The organism is Gryllotalpicola koreensis, assembly GCF_039538185.1.
GTDB lineage: Bacteria > Actinomycetota > Actinomycetes > Actinomycetales > Microbacteriaceae > Gryllotalpicola > Gryllotalpicola koreensis.
Map to the genome: position 1 here is coordinate 316,462 of NZ_BAABBW010000004.1, position 13,584 is coordinate 330,045.

A 13,584-nucleotide genomic window follows, 5' to 3' on the forward strand; every position below is an offset into this window, starting at 1 on the left:
CGCCAGGGATTGACGGGCCTCAGCTCAAGGGTTCGGCGAGGACCAACAGGTCCATGCGGCCCTGCTGCACGACCGCGCCGGTCTGCTTGCTGAGGGTGAGCTGCCGTTCGAGCACGCCGTACTCCCCCGAGCTCGTCGGCCGCGCCGACAGGATCTCGACCGTGCAGGTCAGCGTGTCGCCGATGAAGACCGGAGCCGTGAACTTCCACTGGTCGATGCCGAGCAGGGCGACGGCGCTGCCCTCGAAGACTCCGGTGCGGGCGATCAGGCCGAGGCACAGCGACGCGCCGAACATGCCGTGCACGATGCGCTGGCCGTAGCGGGTGTTCTTCGCGAACTCGGCGTTGGTGTGCACCTCGTTGTTGTCGTTCGTCAGGTTGGCGAACTGGTACACCTCGGACTCGGTGACGGTGTGGCCGGGGGTGGTGAAGGTCTGGCCCGCGCGGAAGTCGGGGAGGTAGAGGGGCATGAGGCTACGGTAGCGAGCGCCCGCGTGATCAGTTGCCGATCAGCACATAGATGAATCCGGAGAGTGTCGCGGATTCATCGGATGCCGCGCCCGATTGCGAATCGGCGGCACCAGCGCCCTGCTTCAGATCGATCTTGTTCACCAGGAACAGTCGCGGGCCCTGATTCTGCACCGAGCTCGTGAACGACATCAGTCCGGCCTGCTCGCCGCTGATGGAGAGGGTCACTGGGAGCATGACGAAGTTCGCGCTGGTCACGAGCGGATCGGTGCTGACAGGCGGCGCAACCGCAGCCGCGGTCGCGTTCGGCGTGGGGCCCGTGCTCGGCGCGGCGGTCGCGCTCGGCGTGGGGGCAGACGGCGACGGGGCCGGGCTCGCTGCGGGAGCGCTGCCCGATGCCGCCGGCGCATAGGCCGTGGGCTCGCCGACGGTGATCGACGAGACCGCGACGCCCGCCGCGGCTGACTGCTGTGCGAGCTGGCGGACGAAATCGGTGACCTGCGACGTGCCGGGAAGCGACTGCTGCAATGTGGACAGCTGTGCCTTCAGCTGGCCGATCGACGCGTAGTCCTTCTTCAGCTGGGTGAGCTGCAGCTCGGTCTGCTGCAGCTGCGACTGTGCGGACACCTTCTGGTCATCGGCGGCACTCGCCTGCTGCAATTGCGGGGAGATGCCGACGATCCACCCCAGCACCACGATCGCGACGGCAGCGACGGCCCCCCCGAGCATCCAGAGTCTGTTGGCGTTCATAGCAACCCCTACTGGTTCTTCTGATCGAAGCGGTTTGCGAAAGCGCCGTCGTTGAGAGAGACGACGATTGTGGTGCTCCACGCGGAACCGCCCGGCGTATCCGCAGACCCGGCAGCACTCGCCCCCTGGGTGATGCTGCCCGGCACCGCCGCGGTGTACCCGGGGAGCTTCTGCAGAGCGTCGAGCGCATCCGCGATGGTCAGCTCGTTGGGCGCATCGATCGCCAGGGTGACGGTCGCTGCCCGGCTCGGCGACAACGGAGCGCTGTCTTGCGCAATGGCAGCGGTGGGGCTCGCCGTCTCTCCGGAGATCGCCGTGATCGACACTCCGGCGGGCATCACCCCCTGGACCTTCGCGAAGTAGGCGCTCCAGTCGATCTCGCTCGCCGCGCCCACCCGCTGCGCCGCCTGCGCGAGCTTGACCTGGTTCTGCACGCTGCGCACCGGAGCGTATTGCGCTTGCTGCGCAAGCACGGTCGTGTTCTGGGTCTGGATCGCCTCCAGCTCGGCCTGCGAGCGCTGGGCGAGCAAATAGGCCGCTCCCGTCGCCACCCCGGCCAGGACCAGGACTCCCAGAATGATGAGGACCATGAGATTGCGCGTCGCGCGAGCCTTGCCCGCTTCGACGACCTCGGGCGGCAGCAGCCGAGCAATGGGCGCACCGCCGAGGACCAGATCGTCGGCGCGCGACTGCTTGGCCGGCTTCGAGGCACGAGGGCTGCCCGTCGCGGCATCCGATCTCTCACCGCCGCGTCGGCCGTGGCGCTTCGACTTCTGCTCCGTGAGCGTCTCGATCGGCGGCGCAAGAAGCTCTGTGAGAGGCGCGGGGAGCTCTGAGGTGCTCATGCGGCGCTCCCGAGGGCCAGGCCAACGGCGACGGAAAGGGTGGGTCGTGCGGCGGCGAACTGACTCGGGTCGAGTCCCTTGCCGAGGACGACGTTCGCAAGCGGGTCGCCGAGCGAGACGGGCAGCTGCACGACGTCGGCCAGCGCCTTCATGAAACCCGGCATGACGGCCGCCCCGCCGGTGACGACGAGGCCGCGCACGGGCATGTCGGGGTGCACGTTGCTGAAGTAGCTCACCGTGTTGCGCAGGCTCGCCAGTATCTCGTTCGTCACCTCGTAGATGACCTGCACCGCCTTGTGCTCATCCAGGTCGGCGACGGTCGTCGCGAGACCGAGGCGCTGCTTGACGCGATCAGCCTCCTCCTCTGAGACCTCGAGGCGCTGAGCAAGCGCCCGGGTGAGGTCGTCGCTGCCCGACGGAATGATGCGGATGAACTGGGGAACGCCGCTCGAGGCGATGACGACCGTGGTCGAGGTCGCGCCGAGATCGACGATCGCGACCACACCGCTGTCGGCTTCGCGGCTCAGCAGAGCCCTGACCAACGCGAAGGGAACGAGATCGACGTTAAAGGGATGCAGACCGGCGGACTGGACGGCCTTGACGTTTCCGAGGACCGCGTCCTTGATCGCGGCGAGCAGGAGGCCGTTGACGGTCGGGCCCGCTTCGCCCTCCGACTCGCTGAGCGGGTAGAAGTCGAGCAACGCATCGGACACGGGGACCGGGAGCAGGTCCTGAACCTGGAAGGGCAGCGCGGCGCGGATCTGCTTGAGCGATGCCTTCGGAACCGCGAGATCGCGGGCGAGCACGCGCTGATTTCCGACCCCGATCACCACGGTCTTGCTCTTGAACCCGCCGCGCGCCCAGAGCTGCTTGAGCGCCGTGGCGACGGTGTGCGGCTGCTCCACCTCACCGCGGGTCACAGCGCCCGCCGGCAAGTCGAGCTCGTGATAGCGGTGCAGTACGGGCCGGCCTTTGCCGGGTTCGCTGAGCTCGACGGCGCGAACCGTCTCGCTGCCGATGTCGATTCCGACGATGGTGCTGGGCATTGGTCTTCTCCTTGATGCCTAGGCGGTCAGCCCGAAGAGGGAGAGGTAGAGAGCGGCGGCTGGGGCGCCTGCGACAGCGCCGAACCATGCGCCGGCAAGCATCCAGGGCCCGAAGGGGATGCCGGAGCCACGGCGGGCTCGCCCGGTGATCAGCAGCACCACCGCGAACAGGCCACCGAGCAGGAACGCCGCGAAGGCGCCGACCATGAGCTGGGCGATACCGAGGTGGGCGAGGAAGAGGCCGAGCACGCCCGCGAGCTTGACATCACCGAAGCCCATGCCGCGCGGCGAGATCAGCGCGACGACGAAGTACAGGGCGAACAGCGCGGCCCCGCCGATGAGCATGATGACCAGCTGGGACCAGTCGCGCGTGATGACGGATGCCGCACCGAGGAGCACCCCGCCGATCAGGTAGCTCGGCAGAACGATCGCATTCGGCAGCCTGTTGGTGTCGAGGTCGATCAGCGCGAGCGCGATGGAGATCGCGGCGAGGTAGAGGAACGCGACGAGCTCCAGGATCGAGGCCGTCAGCTGCGCGGCATCCGCCGCATGCCAGCGCGCCAGCGCGAACCAGACCGCCACCGCCGCGAACGCGACACCCGTACCCAACTCGACCAGCGGGTAGCGGGCGCTGATCGGCTCGCCGCAGTGGCGGCACTTGGCGCGCAGCATGAGCCATGACAGTAGCGGGATGTTGTCGTAGCCCTTGATCGGTTCTCCACAGCGCGGGCACGCACTCGGCGGGCTCACGATGCTGAGGCCGGCGGGGACGCGATATACGACGACGTTGAGGAAGGAGCCGATGAGGCTGCCGAAGATTCCGAGGGCGAGGGCGGGCATGAGCATCACCCAGCGATGTTTCGGATGGACTGGCGTGAAGTGATGACGCTCGGCGAGCTCGTTACGGTCGGCGGCAGTGCCGTCCCGGTGTCGAGGTTGTAGCCCGGCAGACCGACGGAAACGAAGTGAAGATTGGCCGAACCATTGACCTGGACCTCTCCGGCGAACACTTGGCCGTACCAGTCGATGCCCGACGTGATGTTCACGAAACAGGGGCTGTAGATCATCACGCTGATGTGCGGGTCGAGCGTCGCGCCGCCTTCGACCGTGAAAGTCCCCGCGCCGTTGGAGCCAGGGCAGTCAGGCTGACCGTTCATGGTGGTGTCGGGGGTGATCAGCCACAGGCGATGCGCCGACGTTGCGGTGAACCCGAAACTGGCCCCGAGGTCGAAGCTCTTGCCGAGGATCACCAGGTCGTTGTTGACCGGCAGCTTGTCACGGGCCGTCGAGATCGTGATGGTGCCCGTACAGTTGCGCGCGTCGATGATGCCCTTCGAACCGCCGAGGCTGATGTCCGCGTTATAGAAGGTGGTCCAGTCACAGCTGCCTGCGGGCAGGGTCACGACCGTGAACCCGGGCCAGTCGGAAGCGCTATAGGCGTAGTCGATCCAGTTCGGCACGGTTGGTGTCGCCGGCGCCGAAGGGCCAGGCCCGGGACCAGCAGCGACGATCTTGGTCCCCTTCGCCGCACTGCTGGTCGAGTTAGTCGACTGCGCGACGAGATTGCCACCGATCGTGGCCCCGCCGGCGTACGTCGCCGACGTCTGTGACCATGCGGTGCCCAGCACGTTGCCACCTGACAGATTCAGAATCTTCGCCGTCGCGTTTTGATCGACCTGGGTGCCCCACTGCAGCGTCATGTCGTTGCTCGTCCACGCATTGCCAGAGACATGAGTGCCAGCGAGGTTCATGGACTTCGCGGTCGCGTCGCCACCCACCTTCAGACTTCCGGTGATAGTCAGAGTCTGGGGCGTCCAAACACTCCCGCCGACATTGCAGGAGCCGCCGACCGTCAGATTTCCGGTCGCAGCGATGAGGTCGCCCTGAACGTTGCTACCGCCCGTGCAGTTCACGTCGCCGTTCCTGATTCTGACGCTCGGCACGGAGCCACTGACCGGCGAGAGCGTGCCCGAACCGCTGAATCCGGTTGCCGAGTACGCATAGATGGCAGGGCCGCTGGGCGTGAGAGATGAGTTCGGCGCCGTTGTCGTGGTGCTGTGGGCGGCATAGATCGCTTCGACAATCCGCTTGCTGCTCATGCCGGGTCCGGCGAGACCCGTTGAAGTCAGTTTCACACGGAGAGCCGCCGCAGTGGGGCAACCCGAGGTCCACGCACTGTCGCCGGTCGCCGCTGGGCTCCACGCGATCGCAACCGAATAACTCGCTCCCGCGAGGTAGTTGGGGTCGCTCGCCGATGTCGGCTGGGTGAACGTGGCGCTCGTGCACGTGCCCTGCGTGAGGAGCGACGCCGCGACGTCGATCCCCGTCTCGGCCGATGCTTGAGCTTGGACGGAGTTCTTCGTGGACCCCGTGAAACGCAGCGACTGCACTGTGACAGCACCGATCAGCGCGACCACCACCATGATGACGGCCATGACACTGAGCACAGCCACCATGGCGCTGCCGCGTTCTCGGCGCCGGATCTTGCGTAAAAGTGTCAGAAGCACGGCGCGCTCACCAGCTCGCTCGGGTCGGTGCGCATGTAGGCCGTCATCTCGATGTGCACGGGCTGCGACTTCGTCACGGGCAGATCGATGTCGAGACTCGCCGAGTATGACGTGCCATGCAGCGCCAGCGGGCCGGTTCCGTCTGTGACGGGGACGATGCCGTCGCCGAGCAGGGACCATGAGCCCTTTGGGCCACCTGTGGGAAGCGTGATTGCGACGGCGGGGTGCGTGGTCGTGGTGTACACGGCCTTATCTGCGGCGCTATAATACCAGGCTTCGCATTGCCAGTCGAGCGTCGCGCCGCGGGTAGCGACACGCGCCATGACCAGTGCGCTTCCGTCGGGGTAATCCGTGCCGGTGACCGCCGTCGCGTTCTCGATGCCGGCTTGGAGCGAGCTCGCGATCAGCTGGCCCTCGGTAGACGCCTGCGACGTCGTACGGATCGTGTTCGACGACGAGATCGAGTTGAACATGAATCCTCCGACGATGACGAGGACGATGGCCAGAAGCATCGTGTAGATGAGCAGCTCCACGAGCGTGAAGCCGTCTTCGGTCGCGACGTGGTGGTCGGGTGCGGCACGCATCAGGGTTGAGTGAGCAAGACGCGGGCCGACGCCGTCGCGTAGCTCTTGCCGCGTGAGTCGATCACTTTGACCATGACGGGCACGGTGACGGGGTAGCTCGGAATGGCGGAACAGCTCAGAACCGGTGAAACGGTCGCGGTCAGAACGGTGCCCCTGCTGACTGACGTCGCCGGGCTGCTGCTGATGAAGGCAGCCAGGTCCGCGCATTTCGGCGCTCGAGACCGGGCGTTTTCGATGGTAGAGGAAGCGAGCTGGCCCGCCGTGGCTTGAGACGCGTTCGCTTCGGACGTGCGCAGCCCCGTAACGAGAACCGGGAGCACGGCCAGGGTGAGAAGCGCGAGAACGAACATGGAGACGACGATCTCGATGAGTCCGAGACCGGCTTGACGCTCGCTCTCAACGCTCCCTCGCCTCATAGCAGCAGCCTCTTGAGTGTTCGATTCCGATCGGACGGGCGAGCCGCCTGCAGCTCGAGCTCTCGGGCTGCAGGCGGCTCTTTCGAAGCTACGCCGGGCAGGTGTAGCCGCTAGGCGCCGCGTCGGAAACGCCGCTCTGGTCTGTGGCATAGAATGTTTTTCCGCCGGATGACGCACCCTTGATGCAGAAGCCAGAACCGCTGAGTGTATATGCAAGCGCGGTGGTGTACTTGCTAAGCGTGGCGCCAGCAGAACTCCAGCTTGTTGTGTCGTCCGAGGCAACCGCGTCGCCGCTGATGGTCGGGGCGGTTGTCGAAGTGGTCGCCACAAGCGTTGAAGGAGCCGGAACCGAGCCGGTGCTGGTCTGGAGCGCGACAATGGCCGTCTTGAGGTTGCCAACGTCGGTTTGAGTCGCACTGTTCTTTGCGTTGTTCTGCACGGAGAGGTACACGGGGATCGCGATCGCGGCGAGGATGCCGATGATGATCACGACGACGAGGAGTTCGATCAGGGTGAAGCCCTTCTCGTCCTCGGCGAGGAGGCCCTTGCGGCGAGCGTTCAGCTTGCCCATGAGACGGAAATACATGTCGGAGTATTCCTTTGGTCGGATTGGTCGGAATTGATGCAGACGGACAAACTCTCAAGCTCCGTCTGACGTTGAGATTATGTGCCGCGACAAAAGCCGGAAATCCCTTGTCCGGGGGTGAAATTCCGGCGCTAATCCCCCGATCAGGGGCATATTTCACCCCTTCATTGGGGGTGGATCAGCCGGCGTTCTGAACGGCGCTCGTGATGCTGAAGATCGGGAGGTACAGACACACGATCATGCCGCCGACCACGACGCCCAGGAAGGCGATCAGCAGCGGCTCGATGAGGCTCGTGAGCGCCTCCGTCGTGGCCTGCACCTCGGCGTCGTAGAACTCGGCGATCTTGCGCAGCATGAGCTCCATCGAGCCGGAATCCTCACCCACTGCGACCATCTGGGTCACCATCGGCGGGAAGACGTCTTCATCGGCCATCGGCCCCGCGAACGACTTCCCCTGACGCACGGACTTGGCGATGCGCTCGAGGGCGGTTTCGATGACCCAGTTCCCCGAGGTCTCGCCGACGATGCGGATCGCGTTGAGGATCGGCACGCCGGCGGCGAGCATGCTCGCCATGTTGCGTGAGAACCGGGCGATGGCGATCTTCTTCATGAGCATGCCGAAGACGGGCAGCTTGAGCTTGATCGGGTCGATCTTGGCGCGCACCGCCGGCTCATTCTTGTTCCGGCGCCACCAGATGCTGCCCGCAATGGACACCACCGCCAGCAGCGGCACTATCCACACCATCTGATGCGAGATGACGACGAGGATCTGCGTCGGCAGCGGCAGCTTCGAACCGAGGCTCGCGAACATCTTCGCGAAGATCGGAACGATGAACGTCAGCATGACGATGACCGCGACCAGCGACATGCCGAGCACCATCATGGGGTACGCCATCGCCGACTTGATCGTCGCGCGCAGCGCGGCCTCTTTCTCGAAGGTGGTCGCCACCGAGTCGAGCGCCCCGTCGAGGAATCCGCCCGTCTCGCCTGCCCTGACCATGTTGATCATGAGCGGCGGGAAGACGTCGTCGTGCCTGCTCATGCTCTCGGATAGCGCGGAGCCGGTCTCGACATCCTTGGAGACCGCCTGCAGCGTCTGCCTGAGCACCTCGTTCTCGCTCTGATCGGCGAGGATCACGAGGGTGCGCAAGAGCGACAGGCCTGCGCCCGTCATGGTCGACATCTGGCGGCTCATGACGGCGAGATCCTTGAGGCCCACCCCCTTCTTCATGAAGGAGAGGTTGATCTCGCGATTGAGCCCGGTGCCCGTAGCTGCGACAGTGATGGGCGTGAGTCCCATGCCGATGAGCCGCGCGGTAGCTGCACCCTCGTTGGGAGCCTCGAGACGGCCCTTTGTGACTTTCCCGTCGGAGCCGCGCCCCTTGTAGACGAATGTCGTGGGGGAAACCGTGGACATCACTGCACCACCCTGCTGAAACTGTCGCCGAAGTCGGGTCCCGCGGATTGGAGAGCCCGACTCGTGGCATCCGTCGCCGTCTCCACCCGATGGATCAGACGGTCGAACGCCGCGGGGTCGTGGGACTTCTCCAGCGCGGCCTCGCGCGTGATCTTGCCCGAGTTGACCAGCTCGGCCAGGTTCTGGTCCATGGTGTGCATGCCCAGATCGCGGCCCGCCTGCATCGCCGACGCGATCTGATAGGTCTTGCCCTCGCGAATCAGGTTGCCGACCGCCGGGGTGGTGACGAGCACCTCGGTCGCGACCACGCGGCCCTCGCCGTTCGCCTTCTTGATCAGCGTCTGACACACGACGCCCTGGAGCGTCGCCGCGAGCTGCACGCGCACCTGGTCCTGCTGGTGCGGCGGGAACACGTCGATGACGCGGTCGATGGTCTGAGCGGCGTCCTGCGTGTGCAGGGTGGCGAACACCAGGTGGCCCGTCTCGGCGGCGGTCAGCGCGACCGAGATCGTCTCAAGGTCGCGCAGCTCGCCCACCAGGATCACGTCGGGGTCTTGGCGCAGCACGTGCTTCAGCGCGTTCGCGAAGCTGTGGGTGTCGTGGCCGACCTCACGCTGGTTGATGATCGACTTCTTGTGGTTGTGCAGGAACTCGATCGGGTCCTCGACTGTGACGATGTGGTCGGTGCGGGTCTCGTTCACCAGGTCGATGAGGGCGGCGAGGGTCGTCGACTTGCCCGATCCCGTCGGCCCCGTGACGAGGACCAGCCCGCGAGGCAGACCCGCGAAGCGGCCGATGTGCTCGGGCACGCCCAGCGCCTTGAGCGTCTTGATCTCGGTCGGGATGAGGCGGAAGGCGGCGCCGATCGAATCGCGCTGCTGGTAGAAGTTCACGCGAAACCGCGCGTTCGCGCTCACGGTGTAGGCGAAGTCCAGCTCGAGTTCCTGTTCGAACTGCTCCCGCTGCTCGTCGGTGAGCAGCGAGTAGAGCGCATTCTTGACCCGGTCGCGGTCCCACACCATGGTGCCCGGGGCGGCGCGCAGGCCGCCGTCGACGCGCAGCATCGGCGCGGCGTTCGCGGTGACGTGGAGATCGGATGCCTTGCAGGCCACGACCTCTTGGAGGGCGGCGAGCAGTTGCGGGTCTGCGGCGGAGCGTGCCGGTGAGGGCGTCGAGCTGGGGCGACCTGCCACCCACTCCTCCACGATCGCACGGTCATCGATCTCAGGAAGCGGGTTCTGCTCTCGCAGCGCACGGCGCGACAGCGGGGCGACCCCCTGTGGTTCCACGGGCTCCGGCGATGCTGCGTTCACGACCGGGGCCGGGGTGGTCGAAATCACCGCCGGCGCGTCGGGAACAGCCGGCGGCGTCGGCACCGCCAACGGGCGCGGCGCCCAGCCGAGCACATCTTCGGCGCCAGACATGTCCGGAATCTCGTAAACAGGCTTGTCCATAATCCGTCTCTCCCCCACTGACTAGGCCACGACGCGCAGGACCTCTTCGACAGAGGTCCAGCCCTCCAGGCATTTGGCCCAGCCGTCTTCCCGCAGCGTCAGCATCCCCTGCTCCCGCGCGACCCGCCCGATCTCAGCGCTCGATGCGCGCTCGACGGTGAGTCTCTCGATCTGCTCGGTCACCGGCATGATCTCGTGCAGCGCCATGCGGCCGCGATACCCCGTTTGGGAACACGCCTGGCAGCCCACCGGGCCGTAGAGCAGCCCGCCAACGGCATCGAGCATGCCCAGTGGGAATCCGACGCGCTCGAGGAACGCCCGATCGGGCTCTGCGGGCGCCTTGCAGCGCTCGCAGAGTCGGCGCGCGAGCCGCTGGGCGACGACACAGTCGAGGGCGGACCCCACGAGGAACGGCTCGATGTCCATCTCGGTGAGGCGCGTGACGGCGCTCGGCGCGTCGTTCGTGTGCAGCGTGCTCAGCACGAGGTGGCCGGTAAGCGCCGCCTCGATCGCGATCTGGGCGGTCTCGTGGTCGCGGATCTCACCGAGCAGCACCACATCAGGGTCAGAGCGCAGGATGCTGCGCAGCGCGCTCGCGAACGTCAGTCCGGCCTTGGGATTCACCTGGACCTGGTTGATGCCCGGCATCCGATATTCGACCGGGTCCTCGACCGTGATCACGTTGATCTCGGGCTTCGAGACCGTGTTCAGCGTCGTGTAGAGCGTCGTCGACTTGCCGGAGCCGGTGGGACCCGTGACGAGGATCATGCCGTACGGCTTCGTGTACGACCGCCGGTAGACCTCGAAGTTGCGCGGCAGGAGATTGAGACTGTCGAGCGACATCGTCGTCGACGTGTTGTCGAGGATGCGCATGACGATCTTCTCGCCCCACACCGTGGGAAGGGTCGCGACGCGCAGATCGATCTTGCGACCGCCGTGACTCACCGACATACGGCCGTCCTGTGGCTTGCGCCGCTCGGCGATGTCGATGTCGCTCATGATCTTGAGACGGCTGATGACGCCGTTCTGGATCGCCTTGGGCGCGCTCTGCATCTCGTGCAGCACACCGTCGATGCGATACCGCACCCGCACCTCGTGCTCGGCGGGCTCAATGTGGATGTCGCTCGCGCGGTCCTGGATCGCCTGGCTCACGAGGAGGTTGACGAAGCGCACGATGGGCGCCTCGTCCTCGAGGTCATCAGTGTCGAAGGCGCTCTGGGCCGCCTCCTCCTTTGACTGCTCTTCCTCGAACGTCGCCGTGAGGTCGGAGAGCTCGTCGTCGGCGCGCAGGTAGCGGTTGAGCGCGGCTTCGAGATCGGCGGACTCCGCCACCACGAGCGTCAGAGCGCGACCGGATGCCGTGCGCACGTCGTCGATCGCGGGAAGGTTCTCGGGGTCGTCCGTGGCGACGATGAGATGGTCGCCCGAGAACCCGATCGGCAGCACGCGATTGCGGCGCAACACCGTGGGGCTCACGAGCGCGACCGCCTGGCGGTCGACAGGGAGATCGGTCAGGTCCACAAACTGCACACCCGCCCGCGCGGCCCGCGCGCGGGCGACCTGTGTCGCCGAGAGCACACCGTCGTCGACGAGTGCGCCGATCGCCTGCGCCTCGGCGGCTGGGGTCGCCGAGATCAGGTCGAGGTGCTCGATGGGAAGGGCGCCGTGGAGGATCAGGATCTCCGTGAGGGACGCCATGGACGTACCTCCTTACGGAATGCACGCCTGGGTCGGGGCCCAGGGGGGTCGGTGGTCCGGGGGTCGGCCCGGACCTGTGAAGGTTATCCAGATGCCCAGATCGCGGGCCATATCCCCGTGCTGGGGACAGAACATCTGTATGGCCCCTATTGCGGGCGGGGGCGGGGACTGTGCCCGATCAGTACGGCGCGGTCAAGCCGCTGAACATCGGGAAATGTTTGACGTTCCGCGTCAAGAGCTGCGCACCGACCAGTGCCGTGGTCGCGGCGATCGCGAGATCGGCAGAGTCGATGCCTCGATTGCCGGGGAGCCAACGGCGCCCGAGCTCCCCTGCCGCCTCGGCGACGCGGTCATCGAGAGGGTGCCACGTCAGGATTCCGAGAAGCGTCTGGGTGGCTGCTTCCTCAGTCGCGCGCATACCGGCCAGCACCTCGAGCCGCGTGACCTCGCTCGCGTGCAGCGGGCCGTCGGCACGCGCTTCACGGAGCACCTGTGCGGCCGCGCTCTCACCGCGCAGCACGTCGATGAGCACCGAGGTGTCGACGAGAAAGGTCATCGCCCGGCGGCATGACGCAGGCGGGTGCCGGAGCGGAGCTGCTCGACGTAGGCCTCGCCGTCGACATCTCGGCTGTGCCACGCGCCGAAGGCGGCGTCGATCGCCTGAAGATCTGCGCCCGCATCCGCCTGAGCACCGTAGGTTCGCGCGACGGCGTCGCGGATCAGCGCGGAGATCGACCGGCCGGTGCGCGCAGCCTCGGCGTCGAGGAGCTTGCGATCCGCCTCGGTCAAGGAGATCTGCGTGCGCAGCATGATGTAAGGATACATCACGCGAGGTGAGCGCTTTGAGCGAGATGGGAGCGGATCTCGGCCCATGTCGTCGGCCAGTTCGCGACGACATCGTCGTAGCTGTAGCGAAGAACCGTGTAGCCCATGCGGCGCAGTCGTCGATCCTGCCAGCGATCGCGTTCCAGCTGCTCGGGGTCTTCGAGGTGCTGCTTGCCGTCAAGTTGGATGATCAGCCGGTCGCCGATGAGGAGGTCGACGGGATGCCCGTCGATGACCACCTGCTCGCGGCACGCGACACCCTCCCACAGCAGCCTCACTCGAGTGAGAGACTCGAGTCCGGAATCCGCGTGATCGCTGACGAGCGCGACGACCCGCGCGAAGCGGCCGCGGCGAACGGATGCCAGCCGCTGCAGCTCTTCGACACTGACGAGGCCCTTGCGAACCGCGGAGTCGAAGGTCGCGACGGCGGCGGCGATCGGCTGGCAGTCCGCGATGTGGGCGAGCGCGTTGCGACCGGACTCCACGACGAGACGGCTCCGGTCGGGTTCGATCGGCGACGACGACCAATGCACCCTGGCGCGAGGGAGCCGGCCGTCGGGGTGGACGTGGGAGTTACTCGCAGGGGGCACGACGTGGAAGGCATCCGTCTCGAGCGTCCATAAGCCCATCGACTTCGCCGCGGTGATGCATGCCAGGCGAGCGCGCATCGTGGCGGCTCGCCGGAACGCAGGCGACACCGTGGGGCGGCCGACCAGCAGCTTCCCGTAGGCGACGATGCGGCCGGCGCTGAGCTCTTCTTGGATGCGGCGTTTGGAGAAGCCAGCCGAATAGAGGGCGGCTCGGGTGGTGAAGCCCTGATTGAGATCGAGGATGCGGTCGAGGTCCATGGTGGCAGGGTGGACCAGCTGCGCTGGGATGCGTTCTGAGCAGAGGCCGAAATGGGGAGAACTCGCGTGGGGCCGGAACTGTGCGCGGGGAGAACGGCGGAGATGGGTCGCAAAGGCGGGGCGTCAGGCGGGATTCGCACG

General features: G+C 66.4%; 15 protein-coding genes. All 15 read right to left on the reverse strand.

The features are described from left to right. Nucleotides 1–19: 19 nt before the first annotated feature. The 15 genes from ABD708_RS13430 to ABD708_RS13500 all read right to left on the reverse strand — a co-directional run bounded on the left by ABD708_RS13430 (nt 20) and on the right by ABD708_RS13500 (nt 13,443). The gene (locus ABD708_RS13430) at nt 20–469 is read right to left on the reverse strand and encodes a MaoC/PaaZ C-terminal domain-containing protein (protein WP_344755250.1); all 450 of its coding nucleotides are present in this window, start codon (nt 467–469) and stop codon (nt 20–22) included. A gap of 28 nt (nt 470–497) precedes the next feature. Next, the gene (locus tag ABD708_RS13435) at nt 498–1,217 is read right to left on the reverse strand and encodes a hypothetical protein (RefSeq protein WP_344755252.1); all 720 of its coding nucleotides are present in this window, start codon (nt 1,215–1,217) and stop codon (nt 498–500) included. Between the two features lie 8 nt (nt 1,218–1,225). Then, on the reverse strand, nt 1,226–2,062 hold the full coding sequence (locus ABD708_RS13440; protein WP_344755254.1) for a PilN domain-containing protein: 837 nt from the start codon (nt 2,060–2,062) through the stop codon (nt 1,226–1,228). Continuing rightward, nucleotides 2,059–3,108 carry a type IV pilus assembly protein PilM gene (pilM, locus tag ABD708_RS13445; RefSeq protein ID WP_344755256.1) on the reverse strand — a complete coding sequence of 350 codons (1,050 nt, stop codon included), beginning with the start codon at nt 3,106–3,108 and terminating at the stop codon, nt 2,059–2,061. The genes ABD708_RS13440 and pilM overlap by 4 nt, the downstream gene beginning before the upstream one ends. 18 nt (nt 3,109–3,126) lie before the next feature. Further along, nucleotides 3,127–3,948, reverse strand: coding sequence for a prepilin peptidase (locus tag ABD708_RS13450; RefSeq protein ID WP_344755258.1), 822 nt, complete (start codon nt 3,946–3,948; stop codon nt 3,127–3,129). Between the two features lie 5 nt (nt 3,949–3,953). Then, entirely contained in the window at nt 3,954–5,615 is a 1,662-nt protein-coding gene (locus ABD708_RS13455; RefSeq protein ID WP_344755260.1) for a hypothetical protein, read from the reverse strand. After that, entirely contained in the window at nt 5,606–6,199 is a 594-nt protein-coding gene (locus ABD708_RS13460) for a PulJ/GspJ family protein (RefSeq protein WP_344755262.1), read from the reverse strand. Before ABD708_RS13460 ends, ABD708_RS13455 begins: the two co-directional genes overlap by 10 nt. Beyond that, nucleotides 6,199–6,615: a hypothetical protein gene (locus tag ABD708_RS13465; RefSeq protein WP_344755264.1), complete on the reverse strand. Its 417-nt coding sequence runs from the start codon at nt 6,613–6,615 to the stop codon at nt 6,199–6,201. Before ABD708_RS13465 ends, ABD708_RS13460 begins: the two co-directional genes overlap by 1 nt. A gap of 88 nt (nt 6,616–6,703) precedes the next feature. Further along, nucleotides 6,704–7,201 (reverse strand): type II secretion system protein, encoded by a 498-nt coding sequence (locus ABD708_RS13470; RefSeq protein WP_344755266.1) that lies wholly within the window; start codon nt 7,199–7,201, stop codon nt 6,704–6,706. 178 nt (nt 7,202–7,379) lie between these two features. Beyond that, nucleotides 7,380–8,618, reverse strand: a complete 1,239-nt coding sequence (locus ABD708_RS13475) for a type II secretion system F family protein (RefSeq protein WP_344755268.1) — start codon at nt 8,616–8,618, stop codon at nt 7,380–7,382. Continuing rightward, a complete protein-coding gene (locus tag ABD708_RS13480; protein WP_344755270.1) occupies nt 8,618–10,042 on the reverse strand; it encodes a type IV pilus twitching motility protein PilT in 1,425 nt (474 codons plus the stop codon). The genes ABD708_RS13475 and ABD708_RS13480 overlap by 1 nt, the downstream gene beginning before the upstream one ends. Before the next feature lie 51 nt (nt 10,043–10,093). Continuing rightward, nucleotides 10,094–11,770 carry a GspE/PulE family protein gene (locus ABD708_RS13485; protein WP_344755272.1) on the reverse strand — a complete coding sequence of 559 codons (1,677 nt, stop codon included), beginning with the start codon at nt 11,768–11,770 and terminating at the stop codon, nt 10,094–10,096. A 178-nt stretch (nt 11,771–11,948) separates the two neighbouring features. Next, complete coding sequence (locus ABD708_RS13490; protein ID WP_344755274.1) at nt 11,949–12,326, reverse strand: type II toxin-antitoxin system VapC family toxin; 378 nt, start codon at nt 12,324–12,326, stop codon at nt 11,949–11,951. Further along, nucleotides 12,323–12,580 (reverse strand): ribbon-helix-helix domain-containing protein, encoded by a 258-nt coding sequence (locus ABD708_RS13495; RefSeq protein WP_344755276.1) that lies wholly within the window; start codon nt 12,578–12,580, stop codon nt 12,323–12,325. Before ABD708_RS13495 ends, ABD708_RS13490 begins: the two co-directional genes overlap by 4 nt. 14 nt (nt 12,581–12,594) lie before the next feature. Beyond that, nucleotides 12,595–13,443 (reverse strand): endonuclease domain-containing protein, encoded by an 849-nt coding sequence (locus ABD708_RS13500; protein ID WP_344755278.1) that lies wholly within the window; start codon nt 13,441–13,443, stop codon nt 12,595–12,597. Between the last annotated feature and the right edge of the window lie 141 nt (nt 13,444–13,584).

Bases quoted from the DNA above. Each gene is read 5' to 3' on its own strand.
- ABD708_RS13495 (WP_344755276.1), bottom strand. From the start codon at position 12,580: ATGCTGCGCACGCAGATCTCCTTGACCGAGGCGGATCGCAAGCTCCTC.
- ABD708_RS13475 (WP_344755268.1), bottom strand. From the start codon at position 8,618: ATGTCCACGGTTTCCCCCACGACATTCGTCTACAAGGGGCGCGGCTCC.
- ABD708_RS13500 (WP_344755278.1), bottom strand. From the start codon at position 13,443: ATGGACCTCGACCGCATCCTCGATCTCAATCAGGGCTTCACCACCCGA.
- ABD708_RS13450 (WP_344755258.1), bottom strand. From the start codon at position 3,948: ATGCCCGCCCTCGCCCTCGGAATCTTCGGCAGCCTCATCGGCTCCTTC.
- ABD708_RS13490 (WP_344755274.1), bottom strand. From the start codon at position 12,326: ATGACCTTTCTCGTCGACACCTCGGTGCTCATCGACGTGCTGCGCGGT.
- ABD708_RS13435 (WP_344755252.1), bottom strand. From the start codon at position 1,217: ATGAACGCCAACAGACTCTGGATGCTCGGGGGGGCCGTCGCTGCCGTC.
- ABD708_RS13460 (WP_344755262.1), bottom strand. From the start codon at position 6,199: ATGCGTGCCGCACCCGACCACCACGTCGCGACCGAAGACGGCTTCACG.
- ABD708_RS13440 (WP_344755254.1), bottom strand. From the start codon at position 2,062: ATGAGCACCTCAGAGCTCCCCGCGCCTCTCACAGAGCTTCTTGCGCCG.
- ABD708_RS13480 (WP_344755270.1), bottom strand. From the start codon at position 10,042: ATGTCTGGCGCCGAAGATGTGCTCGGCTGGGCGCCGCGCCCGTTGGCG.
- ABD708_RS13430 (WP_344755250.1), bottom strand. From the start codon at position 469: ATGCCCCTCTACCTCCCCGACTTCCGCGCGGGCCAGACCTTCACCACC.
- ABD708_RS13485 (WP_344755272.1), bottom strand. From the start codon at position 11,770: ATGGCGTCCCTCACGGAGATCCTGATCCTCCACGGCGCCCTTCCCATC.
- ABD708_RS13465 (WP_344755264.1), bottom strand. From the start codon at position 6,615: ATGAGGCGAGGGAGCGTTGAGAGCGAGCGTCAAGCCGGTCTCGGACTC.
- pilM (WP_344755256.1), bottom strand. From the start codon at position 3,108: ATGCCCAGCACCATCGTCGGAATCGACATCGGCAGCGAGACGGTTCGC.
- ABD708_RS13470 (WP_344755266.1), bottom strand. From the start codon at position 7,201: ATGTATTTCCGTCTCATGGGCAAGCTGAACGCTCGCCGCAAGGGCCTC.